Below are 20,292 nucleotides of genomic sequence, written 5' to 3' on the forward strand. Positions count from 1 at the left end.
GCATTCCTGCGGATGACTGCTTTTTCGCGCTGCAGCCTTATTCCGCTGCCAGCAGTGGCTTGTCTTCTTCGATCGCGCGGCGGCGAATGGCGGTTTCCAGCTCGCGATGCAACCGGACTTCGGCATCCGCTTGCGGCTTGGCAAAGCGGGCAATTAGCAGGTAGGAGACCGGCGTGATGTAGAGCGTGACCAGCGTTGCAAAGCCAAGGCCACCGACGATTACCCAGCCGAGCGCAATACGTGCTTCCGCACCCGCACCCTGCGCCATGACCAGCGGCACACCGCCCAGGATCGTGGCGATCATCGTCATCATGACAGGGCGAAGACGGATGGTGCAGGCCTTTTCGATGGCTTCGCGCACCGTGGCTCCCTGATCGCGCAGATGGTTGGCAAATTCCACGATGAGAATGCCGTTCTTGGCCATCACGCCCACCAGAAGCACAAGTCCGATCTGACTATACACGTTGAGGCTAGATCCGGTTGCCAGCAGTGCAATGACAGCGCAGGCGAGCCCCAGCGGCACGGTAGACATGATGATGACGGAACTCAGCACACTCTCGAACTGGGCCGCAAGCACGAGAAAGATGATGGCAATCGCAAAGCCGAAGGTCAGCAGCATCCCGCTTGAATTTTCCTGCAATGTCGCAGCTTCGCCCAGCGGCAGAAGACGCGCACCGGCTGGCATGATAGACGACGCAAGCTCGTCTACCTTGGCAACAGCATCGCCGAGCGAAACACCTTCCCTAAGGTTTGCCGTAAAGCCGACCGATGGCAATTGTTGTTCGCGGTTGAGCTGCGGTGCGACGGCGGTCTCTTTCAAAGTAGCGATGACGGACATCGGCACCATGCGTCCATCTTTCGCTTTCAGAAAGATATTCTCAAGATCGGTCGGATCGTTGATTGGCCGCGTCGAAGACAGGAGCCTGACGGGCACGGCGTCACCATCGACAAAGACATCCAAAACGGAGCGTCCTTCCAGCAGCGACTGCATGGCCTGGGAGAGGCCCGTAATGTCGATGCCAAGGTCGGATGCGCGTTCACGGTTGATGGAGACAGACAGTTGCGCCTGATTGGGCTCGTTGTCGAAGCGGGGCGTATCGAACATCCCGCTTTCCTCCATCGCAAGCAGCAGTTTTTGCGTGGACTCGGTCAGTGCCTCATAGTTGGAGCCGATCATCGCCATGCTGAGGCCATTGCCTGCCCCGCGGATGCGCAGGCTGTTGGGCTGCGATGCCGTGGCGCGAAGACCGGGCACCGTCTGCGCGGCGGCGTTGATATCCTGCGCAATCTGGTTCTGCGTGCGTTCGCGATCAGCCCAGGGTGCCAGGGTCAGCACCACGAAACCGGTATTGGAAGAACCGTTCATTCCAGTAATGGAATAAATATTCTGGATCTCTCCGCTGTCGCGCAGCGGCTGCAGGTTTTCCTCAATGCGCTGCAGCTGATCGCGCGTATATTCCAGACTGACGCCCTGAGGTGCGGTCACGCGCATCATGACGGAGGACCGATCTTCGCGCGGTGTCAGCTCGTTCTGAACCATGCCGAAAGCGATCCATGACATGCCCGCGAAGACCAGCGCGACCATGACCACGATCAACGGGTTATTGAGACAGGCGGAAAGGGTCGATTTGTAGGTGGATGCGAAAACATTGCCGAGCCAGGCAAGAGGCCCCGTCTGTTCCTTGGTAGCGTTCTTGAGCATACGCGATGCCAGCATCGGACAGAGCGTGAGCGCCACAATGGAAGACAGTCCCACGGCAAATGCGAGCACGAAGCCGAATTCGCGGAACAGGCCGCCCAGCTGGCCGGGAAGGAAAGAAAGAGGGATAAACACAGCAGCAAGCGTGGCCGTCGTTGCGATGACCGCGAAGAAAACCTCCTGCGTGCCCAGAACGGCGGCGGCGCGCGGGCCCATGCCCTCGGAGCGGCGGCGCACGATGTTTTCCAGAACCACGATGGCATCGTCCACCACCAGACCGGTGGCAAGAACGATGGCAAGCAGCGTGAGAATATTGACCGAGAAACCGACCATATAGATGGCCACGATAGTGCCGATGAGCGCAACCGGCATGGTGATGGCCGGAATGAGTGTGGCACGCCAATCGCGGAAGAAAAGATAGAGAACCACGACGACGATGAGCGCCGAAAGACCAAGCGCAAGCTCGACCTCATGCAACGCGCCCTCGATGAACACCGCATCATCGCTGGTAATAACGATGCGGGTGTTTTCGGGCAGGTTCGGCACCATCGCAGCAACGGCTGCCTTCACGCCCGTCGAAATGTTGAGTGTGTTGGATTGCGCCTGACGGATAACACCAAGACCCACGCCCTGCACGCCGTTGGAGCGCAGTGACGTGGTCTCGTCATTGGCACCGAGCATGACACTGGCAACATCGCGCAGACGCACACGGTCCTTAACGATGAGGTTTTCAAACTCGGCAGGCGTCGTCAGATTGGCGGTGGCACGCACTACGATGTCCTGCGTCGAGCTTTTGAGCGACCCTGCGGGAACATCGAGCGCGGCAGTCGACAGCGCATTGGAAACATCCGTTACCGTCAGGCCACGGCTTGCCAGAGCACCCTGATCGAGATCGATGCGGAACACCTTTTCCTGATCGCCGTAGAGTTCCACATCGGCAACGCCATCCACAGCAGCCAGACGGTCGATCACCTCATCGTCAACCAGCTTGGTCAGGTCTTCCATGCTGAGGCTGGACGAGGTGACAGCAAGACGCATGATGGGCTGGCTATCGGAGTCGGCCTTGATGATCTGCGGTTCATCCGCATCGTCGGGCATCTGGTTGGTGATACGGCCAATCGCGTCTCTCACATCGTTCGAGGCAACCGCGATGTCGACGCTGTCATTAAATTCCATCGTCACGCGGCTGGTGCCGAATTGCGATGCCGAGGATATGGACTTGACGCCGCTGACGCGCGCGACGGCACCCTCGATAGTCTGGGTTACTTCCTGGTCAATGGTTTGCGGCGATGCACCGTCATAGGTGGTGCGAACGGTGATGACGGGCCGGTCGACGTCAGGCAATTCACGCACATCAACGCCAACAAGGGCTGCCAGACCGGCAACGACCAGAAGCGTATTGATGACCGCGGCCAGAATGGGACGACGCACGAAAAGAGCGGTAAAGGCCAGCTTTGAATCGTTACCGGCAGGAGGTGTCTGTGCTGTCATCGGCTGGCAACCTCTGGCGTCTTCTGCTGGCCCGCCGTGCGAACGGCACCGCCTTCGCGCACGCGCTGCAGGCCTTCGATCACGACAGGCTCGCCTTGCGCAAGTTCGGCCTTGACGAGCACGGAGTCCGGATTGCGCTGAACCACCTGAACGCGCACCTTGTGGGATTTATCATCCTTGACGCGCCAGACATAGGAGCCCTCGGCATCCCACTGTACCGCCAGGGGATCGACAGAAGGGTAATTTTCGCCTGTGAAAGCCATGGTCACGGCAAAGGACATGCCCGCGCGCAACTCGTCATTGGCGTTGTCGAAGACAGCCCGGACGCGGACGGTTCGGCTCGCCTCGTCCACGCGGTTATCGACTGCCTCGACCTTGCCGCTGAATGTTTCGCCCGGACGCGAGATCGACGTCGCTTCGACTGGCATTCCAAGCTTGATGGCGGTGGTGAAACGCTCCGGCGCCCAGAAATTCACAAGGATCTTCGAGCGATCGTCAATGCTGACGATGCTGGTCTGCGTTGTCGCGTTATCGCCAATGTTGATTGCGACAATGCCGGCAATGCCATCAATGGGAGCCACGATATCACGGCGCTTGAGATTGAGTTCTGCCGTGCTGAGCGCAAGCTTTGCAGATTCCTCGGCAATCTGCGCGTCCAGAACGTCGAGACGCGCGACAGACCTCAGATTTCTGTAGGAGGTCGATTTCTCGACGGCACTTTTGAGCGCAACCTGCGCCTTTTCTCGCTCGATGACCTGTTCATCGTCATCCAGCCGCGCAAGCACATCGCCCTTCTTTACGGTTTGACCGGATGAGACGAGGATTTCCGAAATAAGGCCCGAGGCCTGCGGCGTGACCACCACGGACTGGATCGCCTCACCGTTGCCAATGGCGTTCATGCGGTCGTTGACGGTGCCGGATTTGACGTTTGCGAGGGAAACCAGCGTTGCGCTGTTGCCTCGGCCACCGCCCTGCCCGCCGCGCGGCGCCGCTGCGCCTGCTCCAGATGCGGCAACTGCTGGCTTTTCGGCGCTGATGAGACCGGCTTTTGCAAGCAGAGTTCTACCATCCTGTGAGTTATAAGCCCACAGACAGGCACCTGCGCCCACAATAGCAAGACTGACACCAACCTGCTTCCAAACCTGCATACACATCTCCGAATGAACAGCGCAACGGCTGCGTTAAAGTAAGATACAGCCGCTTTATGGATTGGCCGGCAGTATGTTAGCCGAGCTAGAAGAACGCAACGCACAAATCCGTTTCTTACATATTTGTAATTTGCGACGTTTTTCTAAAAACCGGCAAACATAATGTCACATCAGCCTCACGCGAGACTGTTGCCAGCATGATCCGCTTATGATCCAGTCTCGAGAGACAGGCCGAGGAGGAGCAATCATGAGCACCGTTGCAAAGCCGGACAATCCGGAAGCAGACCCACGCGTCAAGGGAGTTTTCGACGACATTCGTGCCACCAGAAAATCCGATTTCATCAACAATATGTGGCTCTATCTCGCCTTTGATCCCGACCTTCTGGAGAAGACGTGGGCAGAGGTCAAAAGCGTCATGGCGACACCATCCGCATTGGACCCGCTGGTCAAGGAGATGATCTATATTGCCGTGTCGGTGACCAATGTCTGCTCCTATTGCGCCCATTCACATACGGCTGCGGCAAAGGCCAAGGGCATGACGGGTGAACAACATGCCGACCTGATGCGGGTCATTGCGCTGGCCGGCAAGACCAACCAGCTCGCCACAGCGCTGCAACTTCCCGTCGATGCCGCTTTCAGTGCGGATGACAAGTCAGCATAGAAATGCCTTGGAATAGGCGTTTTGACGGTTAATACCGGAATAAAAGCAGAACACGGTTCTGGCCTTTCTGCCCCGAATCACTACATTGGGCCGCATGAGTAACAGTTTCGACGATATGCCGTTCTTCGATGAGGAACCTTCCGAGCCTCGCCGCCAGCCGGTTGCCCCTCCCGCTGAGGGCGGCCTGGGCATTGCCGCGCGTGCGATGGCGGCACGCGACCAGTCTCGTTCTGCGCCTGATTATTTGGCCGGGCTGAACCCCGAGCAGCGCGAAGCCGTCGAGACACTTGAAGGTCCCGTCCTTGTTCTGGCCGGTGCCGGAACCGGCAAGACGCGCGTACTGACCACCCGTATCGCTCATATTCTTGCAACCGGTCGCGTCTATCCCAGCCAGATCCTGGCTGTGACCTTCACCAATAAAGCCGCTCGCGAAATGAAGGAACGTATCGGCGTTCTCGTGGGCGGTGCGGTTGAAGGAATGCCATGGCTCGGCACGTTCCACTCCATCGGTGTCAAGCTGTTGCGCAGGCACGCCGAGTTGATGGGACTGAAGTCGGATTTCACCATTCTCGACATGGACGACGTGGTGCGACTGATAAAGCAGCTGATCCAGGCGGAAGGTCTGGATGACAAACGCTGGCCCGCCAAGCAGTTCGCCGGAATGATTGATGGCTGGAAGAACAAGGGGCTCACCCCATCCGAAATTCCAGAAGGCGACAGCCGTGCCTTTGCCAATGGCAAGGGGCGCGAGCTCTATGCCGCCTATCAGGCACGTCTGAAGACGCTGAATGCCTGCGACTTCGGCGACCTGTTGCTGCACCCGATCACCATTTTCCGCAAGCACCCGGATATTCTCAAGGAGTATCACCAGAAGTTCCGCTATATTCTGGTGGACGAGTATCAGGACACCAATACCTGCCAATATATGTGGCTGCGGCTTCTGGCACAGCGCCCCAAGGGCGAGCCGCAAAATGTCTGCTGCGTTGGCGATGACGACCAGTCGATCTATGGCTGGCGTGGAGCCGAGGTCGATAACATCCTGCGGTTCGACAAGGATTTCCCGGGCGCGAAAGTCATCAAGCTGGAGCGCAATTATCGCTCCACCGAGCATATTCTCGGCGCTGCTGGCCACCTGATCGCCCATAATGAAGGTCGTCTCGGCAAGACGCTGTTTACCGACCGTGTCGATCCGAATGACGAGAAGGTCGTCGTTCACGCAGCCTGGGATTCGGAAGAGGAAGCCCGCGCCGTCGGTGAAGAAATCGAGCAGTTGCAGCGGATCAAGCATCCGCTCAACAACATGGCCATTCTCGTGCGCGCGTCTTTCCAGATGCGTGAGTTCGAAGATCGCTTCGTCACACTTGGCCTGAACTACCGCGTCATTGGCGGACCGCGATTCTATGAGCGGCTCGAAATACGCGATGCCATGGCCTATTTTCGTCTTGTCTGCCAACCGGCGGACGATCTGGCCTTTGAGCGGATCGTCAATACGCCCAAGCGCGGCCTTGGTGACACGACGGTTCGCAACCTGCATGATTACGCACGTGCGCGCGACATTCCCATGCTCGCAGCCGCAGCCGACATCGTTGAAACGGACGAGTTGAAGCCTAAAGCACGCAAGGCACTGTTTGATGTGGTGCAGGATTTCCGGCGCTGGCAGAACTTGCTGGAGAACACCGAACATACGGTGCTGGCCGAGCAGATTCTTGACGAAAGCGGCTATACCGCCATGTGGCAGGCCGACAAATCCGCCGAAGCACCGGGCCGTCTGGAAAACCTCAAGGAACTCGTACGCTCCATGGAGTCCTTTGAAAGCATGCGCGGCTTTCTGGAACATGTCGCGCTGGTGATGGACGCCGAACAGAACGAAGAGCTGGATGCGGTTTCGATCATGACACTGCACTCGGCAAAAGGACTGGAGTTCGAAACCGTATTTCTTCCCGGCTGGGAGGAAGGCCTGTTTCCCCATCAACGCTCGCTTGATGAGGGCGGTCGCTCCGGGCTGGAAGAAGAACGCCGCCTTGCCTATGTCGGCATTACCCGCGCAAAACGCCGGTGCCACATCTGGTTCGTCTCCAACCGCCGTATCCACGGCCTGTGGCAATCCACCCTGCCCTCCCGCTTCCTCGATGAGTTGCCGCCTTCCCACGTCGAAGTGTCGGCTTCGGAAAGCAATTATGGTGGCTATGGCGGGCGCGGCGGTTATGGCCAATCCCGTTTCGACAAGGCCGACCCTTTCACCAACACCTATTCCACCCCGGGGTGGAAGCGCGCCCAGGCCAACAAATCAGACGCCACACGCGACAATTGGGGTACGCGATCGGGACATTCGGTCGAGCGGATTGGTTATGGAGAAAGCGGACCAAAGACCCGCACCATCGATGGTGAACTGGTTGCGAAGTCTGTTGCCGATACGCCTTCCAAATACAATATCGGCGACCGCGTCTTCCATATCAAATTCGGGAACGGCAATGTGGCAAGCGTTGAAGGCAACAAGCTGACCATCGACTTTGATCGTGCCGGTCAGAAAAAAGTCCTGGATGGATTTGTCGAGCCCGTCGGCTGAACAACCGTTTCTCCAGTGCAACACATTGCGGGAAATATTTTGCCGATACAACTTGATGTTTCCTAGTCCCGGTGACCTGTGCCATACACGTCGCGACACCGTCTCTGGGGATTTCTGTGCACTTATTGAAAGCATCAAACGCTCGTCTCGACGTATATCTGATCAATCTGGACCGGGCTGAAACGCGACGCGATGCGATGCTTTCGAAGCTGGCTGAGGCAGGCCTTTCAGCGCAGCGCATCGCTGCCATCGATGGCAAACTGCTGTCATTCCCCACGCCCGATTTCTGCGCATTGTCCTATGGCGCCCTGCACGGCCGCCGCACCTGTCCGCCGGAAGTCGGCTGTTATCTCAGCCATGTCAAATGCGCGAAGACCTTTCTGAATGGGGACGCCGATTTTGCCCTTATCCTGGAAGACGACGTCATATTCGCAGATGACTTCCTGCAAACAATCGATGACGCCATCTGTCATGCGCAGGACTGGGATATTCTGCGGCTGACGACCGTCAACCGGGGCCGAAAGTTTCCCTTCAAAACTATTTCACCAGACCGCCACCTGGCCATCGCGCTGACACGGGAAAAAGGCGCGGGCGCTTATATCATCAACAGAAAGGCCGCAGACTGGATCGTAAACGGATTGCTGCCCATGCGGCTTGCCTATGATATCGCCTATGATCTTGAGTTTTTCGCCGGCCTGAGGGCCGCGTTCGTTTATCCGATCTGCGCCACTCAGGACGCCTATCTGGAGCACGAAAGCCAGATACAGATCGATATCCGCAACTACCGCCTGCCACGCTGGCGTTACCTTACGGTGTTGCCCTACCGCGCATTTCTTGAAACATCGCGGTTCATCTATCGCAGCGCACTGCTCGGCTTTTACAAAGTGAAATACGGATTGCTATCGCCGGGCAGTGATCGCGGGGCTAAAGCGCAGGCGCAGGTCAGTGAAGACGAGCTATCGGACACTACACCTGGGTCTCGCCTGGTGTGAAGCCTATGAGGTAAATCGCGGCCACGATGATGGCGAGGACGAAAATGGAGATGACGAAAAGCGTCATGCGGTTCAGAGGTTTGCGGGTCGTTTTCTTCATGGCCCAATAACCGTCCAACCGGTTTTTGGTTCCGATAAAATGGCATGACCTTTGGCTCATGATTGCCTTTTTGTCGGAAATCAATTTCGTTCCAAAGCCATATGGGCTAGTGCTGCCTCGCTTCCTCAATTTTTGGCCACACATGAAAAACAATCCATCGACGAGCCTCAATCCGCTTCACCTTGCTGCGGCATTTGCAAGCGGTTGCCTTCTGACACTCATGGTGCATTTCAACGGTATGCTCGCGCATTTCGGTAGCGCCCTGTTTTCCTCCTGGACGGCACATGGCACAGGCACCGTCGCCGCACTCATCTATCTTGCACTTCTGTATAGAAAGCCAAAAAGTGCGGATGTGGCGCCCAAACCAAAGGCACCGTTCTGGGCCTATTGCGGCGGCGTCATCGGTGCAGCCATCGTGATGCTCACCTCCACCGCCGTCAACTCGCCACTTGCGCTCTCCGGTACGCTTGCTCTTGGCCTTGGCGGACAGGTCATATTCAGCCTCGCTGCAGATGCCTGGGGCCTGTTCGGCTTGCCGAAACGCCGGCCTGATGGCCGCGATATGACCGCCATCGCCCTTATTCTCACGGGCAGCGCGCTCATCATTCTGGTCGGGAGAACCGCATGACCCTGTGGATTGCAATGGCGTTCCTGGGCGGCGTCCTCGTTTCTCTCAGCCGGCAGGTCAACGGACGGCTCAGCCTGTCCAACTCGCCCTTGATCGCATCGCTGTGGAACCACCTTGTCGGCTTTGTCGTGCTGACGATCCTCGGACTTCTGGTTGGCGGTCTGCTGCCATCAGGCGCAGCGGATGCGCCTTGGTACGCCTATATTGGCGGACCGATAGGGGTGATTTTCATCGCTTCCGGCAGCTGGCTGATCCCGCGCATCGGTGCCGTCAATACGGCACTTCTGGTCATCAGCGGCCAGATGGTGTCCGGAGTGGTGCTCGACCTTTTCAGCGACCAGCCGCCGAAGCTCTGGGCAAGTGCTCTCGGCGTTCTGCTGATCCTCGGCGGAATGCTGCTGACGCAGCGCCGAAAATAGGCGGGATCAGGAGTCCGTACCGCGCCCGGACAACATGCCGAACAGGGTCTTGCCGCCACTCTTCGTGCCGCCAGCCGTCATGGCAGGCCGACCGGAAAGCTTGGGAACAACGACGATACGCTTGACTTCTCCGCGCTTGAAGGCGGCCAGGAAGCGTGGGTAATCCTTGAAGACCACGCAGCCGTTGGATTCGCCACGCCGGGCCAGCATGTAGGTATGCGCAAGCAGACCATCGCGGCCATGCGGCTTGATTCCGCTTTCAGGCGTCAGACGGATCGCCTCAACGCCATGGAAGAGCGATTCGCGCATGGTCAGCTTGTAGCTGGATGGCGGAGTAGCGCCGCGCATCTTGACGTGCACGAAATCCGGATTGTCGCGCATCTTGCCGATGCCCGAATGTGCTTCCAGCTTTTCACCGCTTGGCATGTGAACGACGCCTGCCGAAATATCGTAGATTGCGGTGCCGTTGCCCCGGTCAGGCCATGGAACCGCGTCCATCTTGGTTTCCCGCATGGGATTGTCGGGACGCGCAAATGCCACCATCGTATTGGTCGCAGGCGCTTGTGGCGCTGCAGGGCGGGCGGGGACCTGTGCCGGGATAGCGGCAAGCTGCTTTTCTGAAGATGAGGGATTGCCAGGGCGGGGTGTCGGCTCGACGTCCACCGCCCGTGCGATCTGTGGCCGGAAGCTTGGCAGCGGAACGGTTTCGGGCAGAAGATCTATTTCGTCGTCAGTGGTGGTCTGCGGTTTGCCGAGCGCCACTTCAAATGCCGGATGCTCGCGCGCCTGCGTTTCCAGCATTGCCAGCTCGGGATTGTCACCCGAACGTCCAAGAGCGGAATCGACAATGGCCGATGGGCGCAAAGCGGCCAAGGCCTCGATCGTCGCCTTCTCATGGGCGTTGATGGCAGCAGCTGCTCCGAATCGCTCGGTGAAAGCCTTGGCGCCAATGTGATGCTCGGCAGCAAGCCGCATGGCTTTCTGGCTACCGGCATGGCCGCCTTCGGAAAGGCGGGAGAATTTGCGGATATGGACATTGCGCCCGGTAGCGTCGACGGCCCCCTGCTCCAGCCTTGCCAGGTTGGAGACCAGCATCGTTTCGAACCGTCCGGTGCCGTGAGAGGCCTGCGCCATGCCATGCAGCGAAGCAAAGGCCGTCACCGCGCAGATGCTCGCCAGAACCCCGCCGCCAAGCATGGCGGAAAGGCCTGAGATGCCGAAGCTCTTTGGTTTTCTGGTAGGGGACGCGCCGATGCGCGCATCTCTATAGGCCACGACTGATGACGCCATGATACTCGTTACTCGAACCGTTTACGCAAAACCGGGCATGACCGGCTACCGTGTTGATGCAAAGAGCACCGCGCCTCGCTTGCGCTGGTCCTCTGGCTGACTGGTTCAAAGCATGACGAATTATGGTAACCAAAGTCTTTACAAGTCCCCTGAAAACGCAGTTCTTTCAAGCTTGCATGTTTCTCTGCAACAGCACCGGGCGCCACACGTAACGATGTTACACAGGAAATCCGGAATGAGCGCTGTTTGAGATTCGATTTGGATGCTGAATGATTCTCCCCATCGACACCGCTCCCCTAAATGCCGACTTTGCCGAAATTTGGCTACAAATGCGGCGGTGTTACGGCAGATGAGAAGCTGCAGCAACGATCTCGATCCTTTCCCCTTGATCCATCGTCGCTCGCTTGGCATCCTGTCACGATGACTGGAGGAAGCATCATGAAGGCATTGTTGTTGGTCGATATCCAGAACGGGTTCTGCCCGGGCGGAAACTTGCCAGTACCGGATGGCGACAAGATCGTCCCCATTGCCAACGCGCTGATAGATAATGGCGGATACGACCTCATCGTCGCCTCGCAGGATTGGCACCCTGCCGATCATGGCAGCTTTGCTTCACGGCATGCCGGGAAAAAGCCTTTCGAAATGGGCGAACTCTCCGGAAAACCGCAAGTCCTTTGGCCGGATCACTGCGTACAGGAAACCGCGGATGCCGATTTTCACCCCGACCTGAATGTGCAGGCTTTCGACTATGTGCAGCAAAAGGGTGAGAACGCAGCTGTCGACAGCTATTCCGCCTTCCGAGACAATGACCACCTCGCAACGACAGGTCTTGGCGAGTATCTCCAGCGCCAGGGGGTGACAGATTTGGATGTCTGCGGCTTGGCCACCGACTATTGCGTCAGCTTTTCCGTGCTGGATGCGATGGAGATGCTGCCCGGCGTCAAGGTTCGCTTCATCGAGGATGCAAGCCGTGGCATCGACCCGGAGGGTATCAGAAACGCCATCTCGCTTATGCGCGCAAAGGGCGCAGGCATCGTCAACAGTACCGACATATTGAGCGATTGATTCGCAGCCACGTTACCGGCGAGGAATTGAACGTTCCAGCAGATCGATATCGGCAGCGGCATATTCCATACGTTGCAGCACCGCCTCATGGGCGTCACGCAGACCCTTGTTGTAAAAGACCGGGCCTATCACCTCCGCCAGATGGTCAACCAGAATTTCGACCTGAAGCGCGCCGATCTCGACATCAAGCTCCTGGGTAAGATAATGGCGCAATGCCAGAACCATATCGGTCTTTTGCTGTTTTTCCAGCTTCAGATCCTTCATTCAATGCCCCCTGTTTCGCTGTGATCGTAATCCATGGTTCAACGGAATCAATCCGATCTATTCCAGCAATTCGTTTGTCATTGCGCAATTGTGGCGCTAGGAGCAGGAGAAATTCGGAGCCACTAACATATGTCAGTTTCCACATTCCGGTCAGGCGTCAAACGCGGGCTACCCGTCACTCTTTCCGTCATTCCGTTCGGCGCATTGTTTGGCGCGGTTGCGATCGATAACGGCCTGACAATTGCCGAAGCCGTCTTGATGAGCGGCACGCTCTATGCAGGCGCAAGCCAGCTTGTCGGCATCGAGCTGTTCAATCAGAACCTGCCTGCCTGGCTCGTTATCCTGTCCATCTTTGCGGTCAATTTCCGCCACGTGCTCTATTCCGCAGCCATGGTGCGCATCGTGCCGGATTGGTCGGTCGCCAAAAAGGCGGTCGGCTTCTTTTTCATGGTCGATCCGCAATTTGCCGAGGCCGTGCGGGAAAAGGAAATGCACGGAAAGGTCGGCTTTGCCTGGTACATGGGTTATGCGCTGATCGTTTATACCGGCTGGATGATTTCCACCGTCGCCGGGGCTTCACTTGGCAATCTCATCGGTGATCCCAAGGCGGCCGGATTTGATGTGCTATTGCCCGTCTATTTCATGGGAATGGTCATGGGCTTTCGAAAACGCGGAAAATTCTACCCCGTCATGCTTGCCAGTGCCATCGGGGCAATCGCCGCATTCCACTTCGTCGGCTCGCCCTGGCATGTCAGCATAGGCGCGATGACGGGCATCCTGCTTGCTGTCATTCTGCCACCTGCCCGGCCCGAAACCGAAGTGACGGAAGCATCCGGGGAGCACGCATGATGGACGCGCTTTTCGATCCCCAGACCCTCTTCATTATCATCGCCGGCGCTATCGCGACCTATCTTACCCGTGTTGGTGGCTACGTGCTTATGGTGCGCATGAAGACCATCCCGCCCCGTGTCGAGGCCGGGCTGAATGCCGTCCCCGTCGCGGTTCTGACCACGCTTGTTGCGCCCGCTTTCTTCGAGGGCGGCTATGAGGTCAAGCTGGCAATGGTGTTTGCGCTTGTCATTGGCCTGCGCTTTCCCGGCCTGATCATGCTCATATCAGGCTGGGCGCTTGTTGTGGCCATGCGCTATTTCTCTATCGCGTAAGGCTTTCCGTTGCAGCGGTCAGCCACCGCTGCACGTCGGCGTCAGAAATCAATGGCATCAGCTTCTCCCGCACGGTGGCGTGATAGGCATTGAGCCACTGCAACTCTTCATCCGTCAAAAGAGAAACGACGATCAAGCGCCGATCAATGGGGCACCATGTCAGGGTCTCAAACGACAGCATGGGCTGATCGCCGCCATCGATGACTTCTGCCTCACGGACATAGATCAGGTTTTCAATGCGGATGCCGAATTCGCCGGGGCGGTAGTAGCCGGGCTCGTTGGACAGGATCATGCCGGGCAGGATTTCCTGCTGGGAAACGCGTGAAATCCGCTGCGGCCCCTCATGCACGGAAAGGTAGGAACCAACGCCGTGACCCGTCCCGTGTCCGTAGTCGGCACCTGCTTTCCACAAGGCGATACGGGCAAGCGGGTCGAGGTCGCAGCCGCGTGTGCCCTTCGGGAAACGGGCCGCGCTGATGGCGATTACGCCCTTCAGCACGAGGGTGAAGAACCGCTTCTGTTTTTCCGGGACATTGCCGATGGCAACGGTGCGGGTGATATCAGTGGTTCCATTGACATATTGCGCGCCGGAATCGACCAGAAACATCTCGCCGTCACCAAGGGTGCGATCGCTGTCGGTCGTGACCCGGTAGTGAATGATGGCGGCATTGGGCCCTGCACCGGAAATCGTATCGAAGGAAATATCCTTGAGCGGGTTCTGCATCGCCTGCCCCACCCGCGCACGTGTCGCTTCCAGAGCCTTTACCGCGGCGATCTCGGTAACGCTGCCGGGTGCCTGAGCATCCAGCCATGCCAGGTACTCCACCATCGCGGCACCGTCCTGAACATGCGCGGCGGCAGAACCATCAAGCTCTGCCTTGTTCTTGCAGGCGCGCGGCAGCTTTACGGGATCGGCAGCTTCGATCACCTCACCGCCCGCTTCGACAATGGAAAGCGTCAATGCGACCGGTGTCACATCGACATCGGCAAGCACACGGCCTGCGGCGCTGGCAATGGCATGCAGCCGCGCCTCTATGTCCTCAGCCGGCAATTGGGTGGCGAGTTGCGAAAGATAAGCCTTCACCTCGTCGCCGGTCTTGCGTTCATCGAGAAACAGATCTGCCTTCCCATCGGCATAGATAATGGCGCGCGCCAGCGGATGCGGCGTATGCGGTACATCATTGCCACGAATATTGAATATCCATGCGATAGAAGATGGATCGGTAATCAGGACCGCATTGGCCTGTCGCGCGGCAACGATCTCCCCGATCGTCGCAATCTTGAGCTGGGCAGGCGTACCGGTAACATGATCCGGCTGGATGCTGACGGGCTCCATAGGCTCTTGAGGACGATCAAGCCAGAGGGGATCCAACGGATTGCTCTCAAGAAGAACGACCGAGCCGCTTTTCTCGGCAAGGGCCTTTTCCAGCCGCTTCAGCTCTGCACCTGTGTGCAGCCATGGATCGATACCCAGGCGGAACCCCTCAGGCGCATTGTCCGATAGCCATTTTGCCGGGGGAGCACCCACCAGATCACCACCGGTAAAGACCGACTGGTCCACCTGCGACGCCAACTGCGTGGTATAACGACCATCGACGAAGACAATCGCTTGCGTGCGGGTGACGAGCACAATCCCCGCAGAACCCGTAAAGCCGGTCAGCCATGACAGCCGCTCGGCACATTCGGGAACATATTCGCCCTGATACTCGTCAGCGCGGGGCACCAGAAAGCCGTCAATGCCAAGCGCATCGAATGTTGCGCGCAGGGCCTCAACGCGGGCCTTGCCAAATTGCGGAGTGGACTTGTTATCGAATGACTGGAACATGAACTGCTTTCCGAATGCTGATTTCGGTGCAGACCATAAGCATGCGAACAAAAACTGTGAAGCGATTTTCGGTCAGATCAACCGGTCGTCAGTCTTTGCGCAGATGGATTGTTACCCAGCCATTGCGCCAGATGGTTTTGACATGGCTGAGATGCATTCCGTTATAAGCGGACAGCACCTTCCACCGCTGCGAAGCAAGAATGCCCGACAGAATGACGGTTCCGCCCGGCGCCAGGTGGGTCACCAGTTGCGGCGCCATCTTTATCAATGGGCGGGCAAGGATATTCGCGATGATAAGATCGAATGGTCCGTGCTTGCGGAAGGAATCCGAATGGAAGCCGGGCGCGGTTTCCAGTGACATTCCCGATACGATGCCGTTGAGCTTGGCATTTTCCTTCGCGACCTTGATGGCAACAGGATCGATATCCGTTGCCAATACCGGCACCGGCCGCATCTTGGCCACAGCGATTGCGAGGACGCCACTGCCGGTACCGAGATCCAGCGCGTTGCGAATGGTGCGCGACCGCAGGACCTGCTCGATCATTTCGAGACAACCCGCCGTGGTGCCATGGTGCCCGGTGCCGAAAGCCTGACCCGCTTCGATTTCGATGGCGAGATCGTTGATGCGAACCTTGTCGCGGTCGTGGGAACCATGCACCAGAAAGCGCCCTGCCCGGACGGGCGTCAGCCCCTCAAGCGATTTTGCAATCCAGTCGACATCGGGGATGATTTCACGCTCAAGGCTCAAATGGGGATAGCTGACCTTCAACGCCTCTTCGAAGCGGCTGCGCACATCTTCTTCCTCGGAAGCAAGAAGGTAGATCGAGGCTTCCCAGATATCCTTCTTCTCATCCACCTCGGTCGTGGCAATGGCGACGTCTTCTTCTCCAAACACCTCCGAAAGAAGATCCAGCACTTCTCCAGCCTGCGCTTCGGTGGTGGTTACAAAAAGACGAATCTCGCTCACGGCTTACGCTTCCTTGCATCGGTTTCAGCCGTCAGCCTTTGCCACAAATCTCCATGCAGTCCAATGGACATGCCGCGAGATTGTGGAGCCAAGATCAGCTCTTGGTAAGATTTTGCAGCTTTTGCACCGCCACATCGGGATTTTCGCCATAGGCAATGGTTCCGGCGAACCGCCCCTTGGCATCCAGCAGAATGACGGAGGCCGTGTGATCCATGGTGTAATCGCCGTTGGGGTCCTTTTCATCCACCGGCACCTTCTTGGCGTAGATGCGGTAGCCCTTGAGCGTATCTGCAATCTTGTCGGGCGTACCGGTAATGCCGGTAATACGCTTCGATACGTTGGAGACATACTGATTGAGAATCTCGGGCGTATCGCGCTCGGGATCCACGGAAACGAAATAGGCCTGCATCTTTTCACCGGCAGGATCGATCTTCTCCATCCAGCCATTCAACTCGAACAGCGTTGTGGGGCAGACTTCCGGGCAGTGTGTGAAGCCAAAGAACAGGGCGGTCGGCTTGCCTTGAAATGCCTTTTCGGTGATCGGCTGACCGTTCTGTGCAACAAGCTGGAACGGAACGCCATAGACCTCTTCGACCATCTGATCACGGCTTTTGGTCAGTTCCATCGTCAACCAGCCCATGACGCCGAGAAGGACGAGGACAGCACCCCAAAGAGCGATTCGAATATTCTTCATGGCATTTTCCGATCAGCCTAGAGCCAGCATCTGAGTGCTTCTAGCCCAAGCCACGTCATTTCAGCAATTCAAGAAAAGGTTCACCCCGCGAACCGCGCTGATTTGTCTCAAAATGCAGATGAAGTAGCTCAGAGACACCAGGCGATGCCACTTTGCATGGCCGACAGAAATATGTCCGTGCCGTGCCGCATCCAGCCCTGAAACGTCAAAACAACGAGAAACAACGCCGTCGCGGTTGCCAGTGCGGCAGCAAGAAATTTCATCGGACCGTGGCTTAAGACTTTCATGCCGCAAATATACTGCAAAAGCCTGGCAGGTGAAACAACGAAATACCCGCACCTGCGGTAGTTTACAGTCCGGCGTTAGGAAAAGTTTAAATTGTTTTTGAGCATGATGCTCACCAGCGGTTCGCTTTGAGCGCACGACATGACGTCAACGGGCATATGTCCGGCTCCGCATCACCTTCCAAATCTAATTCGGCCAGCCAAGAGAGCCGTCAGGAAAAGTTGCGACCATGTCGAACGCCATCAAACAATCCGGCGCATATCTTGAAATCGTTTCCTTCCATCTCGGCGATCAGGAATTTTGTATTGATATCATGGTGATCCGCGAAATTCGCGGCTGGGCACCCGTAACACCGATGCCCCACACACCACCTTACGTCCTGGGCCTGATCAACTTGCGCGGTGCCGTTATTCCAGTCATCGATATGGCGTGCCGTCTCGGCATGAAGATGACGGAACCGTCCGAGCGTTCCGCAATCATCGTCACCGATATCGGCGGCAAGCTCGTCGGCCTGCTGGTTGAACAGGTTTCCGACATGATGACGATTCGCTCCGAAGACCTCCAGCCAGCACCGGAAATCATTCCGGAAGAGCAGCGCAATTTCTGCCGCGGCATCGTGGCGCTGGAAAAGAGCATGGTCTGCTTCCTCAACCTCGACACAGTCATCGCCGACGAGCTTTCGCGCGAAGCCGCTTGAGGCTAGTCCAATTCAATATGCATTACGAAAAACGGCGAGCTTCAGAGCTCGCCGTTTTGGTATTTGAAGCAGGGAATGATCACGCCAGGCACGGCGTGGCACGCGGCTTAACAAAGTGTCGTAACCACCTGAAAATTATGGCTTTCCGTTCTTCCACGTCACCGTCTGCCCATAGAGCGGAACCGTTGAAATCGCCATCTTGGCGGAACCATCCGTCAGTTCCCGCGTGTGGACCAGGTAGATCAGCGTATCATTGGCTTTGTCGTAGATGCGGTTGACGACCATTTTCTTCCAGACCAGAGACATGCCTTGGCGAAAGACTTCCTCGCCCTTCTTGCCAAGTTCGATATCGCCGATCTCGACCGGACCTGTCTGACTGCAGGAAATCGCGTTATTGGACGGATCCTCGAACCAGTTTCCGTTCTTGAGACGATCGATCACGCCTCTGTCGAAATAGGTTATGTGGCAGGTCACGCCCTTGACCTGAGGATCGGCAATCGCCTCTACGACGATGTCGTTGCCTGTCCAGTCTACGCCAACCTGGCCAACCACCTGCGCCTGTGCGGCAAACGGCAACAGACCAAGACCCGCAGCCAGCATGGAACGAAACGCTTTAGCCATTACCCTTATCCCCTTGATGAACTGACATAGAGATAGGTCTGTGCGGCCGCACAACAAGACTTGAGCCTAGCGTTTTCTCATGGTGCAAGGCGCATAGCCCGTGGCGTGGAGCCTGCCGGCCACCATTCCGATCTTTTCCGGAATGTGATGGATGTGGTCCACCGCAAGGGCCTTTGCCGCAGCAATCGATGCAGCCGCACAGACGACCGCATCTTCCGCCGCATTGTGGTGCACGAAGCGCAGTTGCAGATGATGCGCGATGATGTTGAGCTTGTGCGATGGCAGGGATGGCCAGACCTTCTGCGACATCTTCACGCTGCACAGATAGGAGAGCTGCGGGTAGCTCTGTCGGTACTTGTCGAAGCTTGCCCGCATCACGCTGAAATCGAAGGCCGCATTATGGGCGATCATCGTCGAGTCGCGCAGATCGTCGGCAAACTCGTCCATCACTTCGGGAAACTCAGGCGCATCTTCCACATCGTGCGGACGAATGCCATGAACCGCGATGTTAAAGGGGGAGAAGCGCATATCCCTGGGCCGAATCAGTCTTTCCTCGACCCGCACGATCTGTCCGTTCTCGATCCATGCAAGCCCGACGGAACAGGCGCTTCCGCGTTCTTCATTGGCGGTTTCGAAATCGATGGCGATGGTTTTCAAGTAGCGATTCCCGTTGGCTGCTTGCACGGCATAGAACAAACCCGAGAAAAAATGAACAGGCGAGCCGGATTCGGGTGGAACGGGGCCAGAGCAGCCGTTAGAGGCTTCTCATTCGCCGCAAATGGGAGAACCCGACATGGCCGTGCAACAGCAGATGAATGCAAGAGAATGGGCGATGCTCGTCGTCCTGTCCCTGCTGTGGGGTGGATCCTTCTTTTTCGTCGGAATTGCTGTCAAGGAACTACCGCCGCTGACCATTGTGATGCTGCGCGTATCCATCGCGGCACTCGCCCTTTTGACCGTCTGCAAGGTCATGGGCTACCGGCTGCCGAAAACGCCTGGTGTCATCCGCGCCTTCTTTGGCATGGGGCTTCTCAACAACATCATACCCTTCAGCCTCATCGTCTGGGGCCAAACCCATATTGCCAGCGGCGTCGCTTCCATTCTCAATGCCACCACGCCGCTCTTTACCGTCATTGTAGCCCACCTGCTGACGTCAGACGAAAAGATTTCGGTCAACAAATTCGCAGGCATCGTCCTGGGCTTTGCAGGCGTCGCAACCATGATCGGTCCTGCCGCCCTGACCGGCGAAAGCTCCAGCCTTTGGGGCCAACTCGCCATTCTGGGAGCAGCAGTTTCCTATTCTTTCGCTGGCATTTTCGGTCGCCGCTTCAAGGCCATGGGCGTTGCGCCGATCGTCACGGCCACGGGGCAGATCTCAGCCTCGTCCCTCGTTCTCATTCCCGTTGCGCTCATCATCGACAAGCCCTGGCTGCTGCCGATGCCTAGCGGTGCTGCCTGGGGCGCGCTGTTTGGAATAGCACTGCTTTCGACGGCACTGGCCTACCTGATCTTCTTCCGCATCCTCTCCTCCGCGGGTGCCACCAACCTCGCTCTCGTCACCTTCCTCATCCCGGTGAGCGCAATCCTGATGGGATCTCTGGTGCTTGGCGAACAGCTGGAGGCAAAGCATTTCATCGGAATGGCGATGATTGCTGCCGGATTGCTGGCGATGGACGGCCGGCTGTTTCGCAGAAAACAGGGAGCGCAATAACCGGTC

General features: G+C 57.5%; 21 protein-coding genes. 10 read left to right on the forward strand and 11 right to left on the reverse strand.

Going from position 1 to position 20,292, the window contains the following annotated elements; genetic code table 11:
- Positions 1-37 precede the first annotated feature (37 nt).
- A complete protein-coding gene (locus QRN85_RS14355) occupies positions 38-3,190 on the reverse strand; it encodes an efflux RND transporter permease subunit (protein WP_284758978.1) in 3,153 nt (1,050 codons plus the stop codon).
- Positions 3,187-4,338, reverse strand: a complete 1,152-nt coding sequence (locus QRN85_RS14360; protein ID WP_113093835.1) for an efflux RND transporter periplasmic adaptor subunit — start codon at positions 4,336-4,338, stop codon at positions 3,187-3,189. Before QRN85_RS14360 ends, QRN85_RS14355 begins: the two co-directional genes overlap by 4 nt.
- 247 nt (positions 4,339-4,585) lie before the next feature.
- Here QRN85_RS14360 and QRN85_RS14365 point away from each other — a divergent pair, with 247 nt between their 5' ends.
- The 3 genes from QRN85_RS14365 (at position 4,586) to QRN85_RS14375 (ending at position 8,557) form a co-directional block, all read left to right on the forward strand.
- Positions 4,586-4,999, forward strand: a complete 414-nt coding sequence (locus tag QRN85_RS14365; protein WP_113169187.1) for a carboxymuconolactone decarboxylase family protein — start codon at positions 4,586-4,588, stop codon at positions 4,997-4,999.
- A gap of 94 nt (positions 5,000-5,093) precedes the next feature.
- On the forward strand, positions 5,094-7,565 hold the full coding sequence (locus tag QRN85_RS14370) for an ATP-dependent helicase (protein WP_113099457.1): 2,472 nt from the start codon (positions 5,094-5,096) through the stop codon (positions 7,563-7,565).
- 116 nt (positions 7,566-7,681) lie between these two features.
- Entirely contained in the window at positions 7,682-8,557 is an 876-nt protein-coding gene (locus QRN85_RS14375; protein ID WP_284758979.1) for a glycosyltransferase family 25 protein, read from the forward strand.
- On the opposite strand, the gene QRN85_RS14380 is transcribed toward QRN85_RS14375, so the two are convergent.
- Positions 8,532-8,657, reverse strand: coding sequence for a hypothetical protein (locus tag QRN85_RS14380; protein ID WP_280136375.1), 126 nt, complete (start codon positions 8,655-8,657; stop codon positions 8,532-8,534). The two genes, QRN85_RS14375 and QRN85_RS14380, sit on opposite strands and share 26 nt — an antisense overlap.
- Positions 8,658-8,799: 142 nt before the next feature.
- On the opposite strand from QRN85_RS14380, the gene QRN85_RS14385 reads away from it, so the two are divergent.
- Together QRN85_RS14385 and QRN85_RS14390 are read left to right on the forward strand one after the other, a co-directional pair.
- Positions 8,800-9,285: a DMT family transporter gene (locus QRN85_RS14385; RefSeq protein ID WP_112962775.1), complete on the forward strand. Its 486-nt coding sequence runs from the start codon at positions 8,800-8,802 to the stop codon at positions 9,283-9,285.
- Entirely contained in the window at positions 9,282-9,704 is a 423-nt protein-coding gene (locus QRN85_RS14390; protein ID WP_062585389.1) for a DMT family transporter, read from the forward strand. Before QRN85_RS14385 ends, QRN85_RS14390 begins: the two co-directional genes overlap by 4 nt.
- Before the next feature lie 6 nt (positions 9,705-9,710).
- Here QRN85_RS14390 and QRN85_RS14395 read toward each other — a convergent pair whose 3' ends face one another.
- The gene (locus QRN85_RS14395; RefSeq protein ID WP_284758982.1) at positions 9,711-10,994 is read right to left on the reverse strand and encodes a DUF2778 domain-containing protein; all 1,284 of its coding nucleotides are present in this window, start codon (positions 10,992-10,994) and stop codon (positions 9,711-9,713) included.
- 438 nt (positions 10,995-11,432) lie between these two features.
- On the opposite strand from QRN85_RS14395, the gene pncA reads away from it, so the two are divergent.
- Positions 11,433-12,059 carry a bifunctional nicotinamidase/pyrazinamidase gene (gene pncA, locus QRN85_RS14400; RefSeq protein WP_113220077.1) on the forward strand — a complete coding sequence of 209 codons (627 nt, stop codon included), beginning with the start codon at positions 11,433-11,435 and terminating at the stop codon, positions 12,057-12,059.
- 12 nt (positions 12,060-12,071) lie between these two features.
- Here pncA and QRN85_RS14405 read toward each other — a convergent pair whose 3' ends face one another.
- The gene (locus QRN85_RS14405) at positions 12,072-12,323 is read right to left on the reverse strand and encodes a DUF2164 domain-containing protein (protein ID WP_062585383.1); all 252 of its coding nucleotides are present in this window, start codon (positions 12,321-12,323) and stop codon (positions 12,072-12,074) included.
- Positions 12,324-12,452: 129 nt separating this feature from the next.
- On the opposite strand from QRN85_RS14405, the gene QRN85_RS14410 reads away from it, so the two are divergent.
- The gene (locus QRN85_RS14410; protein ID WP_284758986.1) at positions 12,453-13,172 is read left to right on the forward strand and encodes an AzlC family ABC transporter permease; all 720 of its coding nucleotides are present in this window, start codon (positions 12,453-12,455) and stop codon (positions 13,170-13,172) included.
- On the forward strand, positions 13,172-13,486 hold the full coding sequence (locus QRN85_RS14415; RefSeq protein ID WP_113093827.1) for an AzlD family protein: 315 nt from the start codon (positions 13,172-13,174) through the stop codon (positions 13,484-13,486). Before QRN85_RS14410 ends, QRN85_RS14415 begins: the two co-directional genes overlap by 1 nt.
- Here the strand turns inward: QRN85_RS14415 and QRN85_RS14420 are convergent.
- The 4 genes from QRN85_RS14420 to QRN85_RS14435 form a co-directional block, all read right to left on the reverse strand.
- Positions 13,476-15,311 (reverse strand): aminopeptidase P family protein, encoded by a 1,836-nt coding sequence (locus QRN85_RS14420; protein WP_284758988.1) that lies wholly within the window; start codon positions 15,309-15,311, stop codon positions 13,476-13,478. The genes QRN85_RS14415 and QRN85_RS14420 overlap by 11 nt on opposite strands.
- 88 nt (positions 15,312-15,399) lie before the next feature.
- Positions 15,400-16,278, reverse strand: a complete 879-nt coding sequence (locus QRN85_RS14425; protein WP_284758990.1) for a 50S ribosomal protein L11 methyltransferase — start codon at positions 16,276-16,278, stop codon at positions 15,400-15,402.
- A 94-nt stretch (positions 16,279-16,372) separates the two neighbouring features.
- On the reverse strand, positions 16,373-16,972 hold the full coding sequence (locus tag QRN85_RS14430; RefSeq protein WP_284758992.1) for an SCO family protein: 600 nt from the start codon (positions 16,970-16,972) through the stop codon (positions 16,373-16,375).
- A 128-nt stretch (positions 16,973-17,100) separates the two neighbouring features.
- Positions 17,101-17,235 (reverse strand): hypothetical protein, encoded by a 135-nt coding sequence (locus QRN85_RS14435; protein WP_284758994.1) that lies wholly within the window; start codon positions 17,233-17,235, stop codon positions 17,101-17,103.
- A gap of 251 nt (positions 17,236-17,486) precedes the next feature.
- On the opposite strand from QRN85_RS14435, the gene QRN85_RS14440 reads away from it, so the two are divergent.
- Positions 17,487-17,954 carry a chemotaxis protein CheW gene (locus QRN85_RS14440; protein WP_062585371.1) on the forward strand — a complete coding sequence of 156 codons (468 nt, stop codon included), beginning with the start codon at positions 17,487-17,489 and terminating at the stop codon, positions 17,952-17,954.
- Between the two features lie 135 nt (positions 17,955-18,089).
- Here QRN85_RS14440 and QRN85_RS14445 read toward each other — a convergent pair whose 3' ends face one another.
- Both QRN85_RS14445 and QRN85_RS14450 read right to left on the reverse strand, forming a co-directional pair.
- Positions 18,090-18,575 carry a CreA family protein gene (locus tag QRN85_RS14445; protein ID WP_062585370.1) on the reverse strand — a complete coding sequence of 162 codons (486 nt, stop codon included), beginning with the start codon at positions 18,573-18,575 and terminating at the stop codon, positions 18,090-18,092.
- A gap of 66 nt (positions 18,576-18,641) precedes the next feature.
- Positions 18,642-19,232, reverse strand: coding sequence for a 3'-5' exonuclease (locus tag QRN85_RS14450; protein ID WP_062585674.1), 591 nt, complete (start codon positions 19,230-19,232; stop codon positions 18,642-18,644).
- A gap of 136 nt (positions 19,233-19,368) precedes the next feature.
- On the opposite strand from QRN85_RS14450, the gene QRN85_RS14455 reads away from it, so the two are divergent.
- Complete coding sequence (locus tag QRN85_RS14455) at positions 19,369-20,286, forward strand: DMT family transporter (protein WP_284758997.1); 918 nt, start codon at positions 19,369-19,371, stop codon at positions 20,284-20,286.
- The last annotated feature ends 6 nt before the right edge of the window (positions 20,287-20,292 follow it).

It is taken from the genome of Agrobacterium sp. fls2-241-TYG-188a, from assembly GCF_030209845.1.

Bases quoted from the DNA above. Each gene is read 5' to 3' on its own strand.
- QRN85_RS14355 (WP_284758978.1), bottom strand. From the start codon at position 3,190: ATGACAGCACAGACACCTCCTGCCGGTAACGATTCAAAGCTGGCCTTT.
- QRN85_RS14360 (WP_113093835.1), bottom strand. From the start codon at position 4,338: ATGCAGGTTTGGAAGCAGGTTGGTGTCAGTCTTGCTATTGTGGGCGCA.
- QRN85_RS14365 (WP_113169187.1), top strand. From the start codon at position 4,586: ATGAGCACCGTTGCAAAGCCGGACAATCCGGAAGCAGACCCACGCGTC.
- QRN85_RS14370 (WP_113099457.1), top strand. From the start codon at position 5,094: ATGAGTAACAGTTTCGACGATATGCCGTTCTTCGATGAGGAACCTTCC.
- QRN85_RS14380 (WP_280136375.1), bottom strand. From the start codon at position 8,657: ATGAAGAAAACGACCCGCAAACCTCTGAACCGCATGACGCTTTTCGTC.
- QRN85_RS14385 (WP_112962775.1), top strand. From the start codon at position 8,800: ATGAAAAACAATCCATCGACGAGCCTCAATCCGCTTCACCTTGCTGCG.
- QRN85_RS14390 (WP_062585389.1), top strand. From the start codon at position 9,282: ATGACCCTGTGGATTGCAATGGCGTTCCTGGGCGGCGTCCTCGTTTCT.
- QRN85_RS14395 (WP_284758982.1), bottom strand. From the start codon at position 10,994: ATGGCGTCATCAGTCGTGGCCTATAGAGATGCGCGCATCGGCGCGTCC.
- pncA (WP_113220077.1), top strand. From the start codon at position 11,433: ATGAAGGCATTGTTGTTGGTCGATATCCAGAACGGGTTCTGCCCGGGC.
- QRN85_RS14405 (WP_062585383.1), bottom strand. From the start codon at position 12,323: ATGAAGGATCTGAAGCTGGAAAAACAGCAAAAGACCGATATGGTTCTG.
- QRN85_RS14410 (WP_284758986.1), top strand. From the start codon at position 12,453: ATGTCAGTTTCCACATTCCGGTCAGGCGTCAAACGCGGGCTACCCGTC.
- QRN85_RS14415 (WP_113093827.1), top strand. From the start codon at position 13,172: ATGGACGCGCTTTTCGATCCCCAGACCCTCTTCATTATCATCGCCGGC.
- QRN85_RS14420 (WP_284758988.1), bottom strand. From the start codon at position 15,311: ATGTTCCAGTCATTCGATAACAAGTCCACTCCGCAATTTGGCAAGGCC.
- QRN85_RS14430 (WP_284758992.1), bottom strand. From the start codon at position 16,972: ATGAAGAATATTCGAATCGCTCTTTGGGGTGCTGTCCTCGTCCTTCTC.
- QRN85_RS14435 (WP_284758994.1), bottom strand. From the start codon at position 17,235: ATGAAATTTCTTGCTGCCGCACTGGCAACCGCGACGGCGTTGTTTCTC.
- QRN85_RS14440 (WP_062585371.1), top strand. From the start codon at position 17,487: ATGTCGAACGCCATCAAACAATCCGGCGCATATCTTGAAATCGTTTCC.
- QRN85_RS14445 (WP_062585370.1), bottom strand. From the start codon at position 18,575: ATGGCTAAAGCGTTTCGTTCCATGCTGGCTGCGGGTCTTGGTCTGTTG.
- QRN85_RS14455 (WP_284758997.1), top strand. From the start codon at position 19,369: ATGGCCGTGCAACAGCAGATGAATGCAAGAGAATGGGCGATGCTCGTC.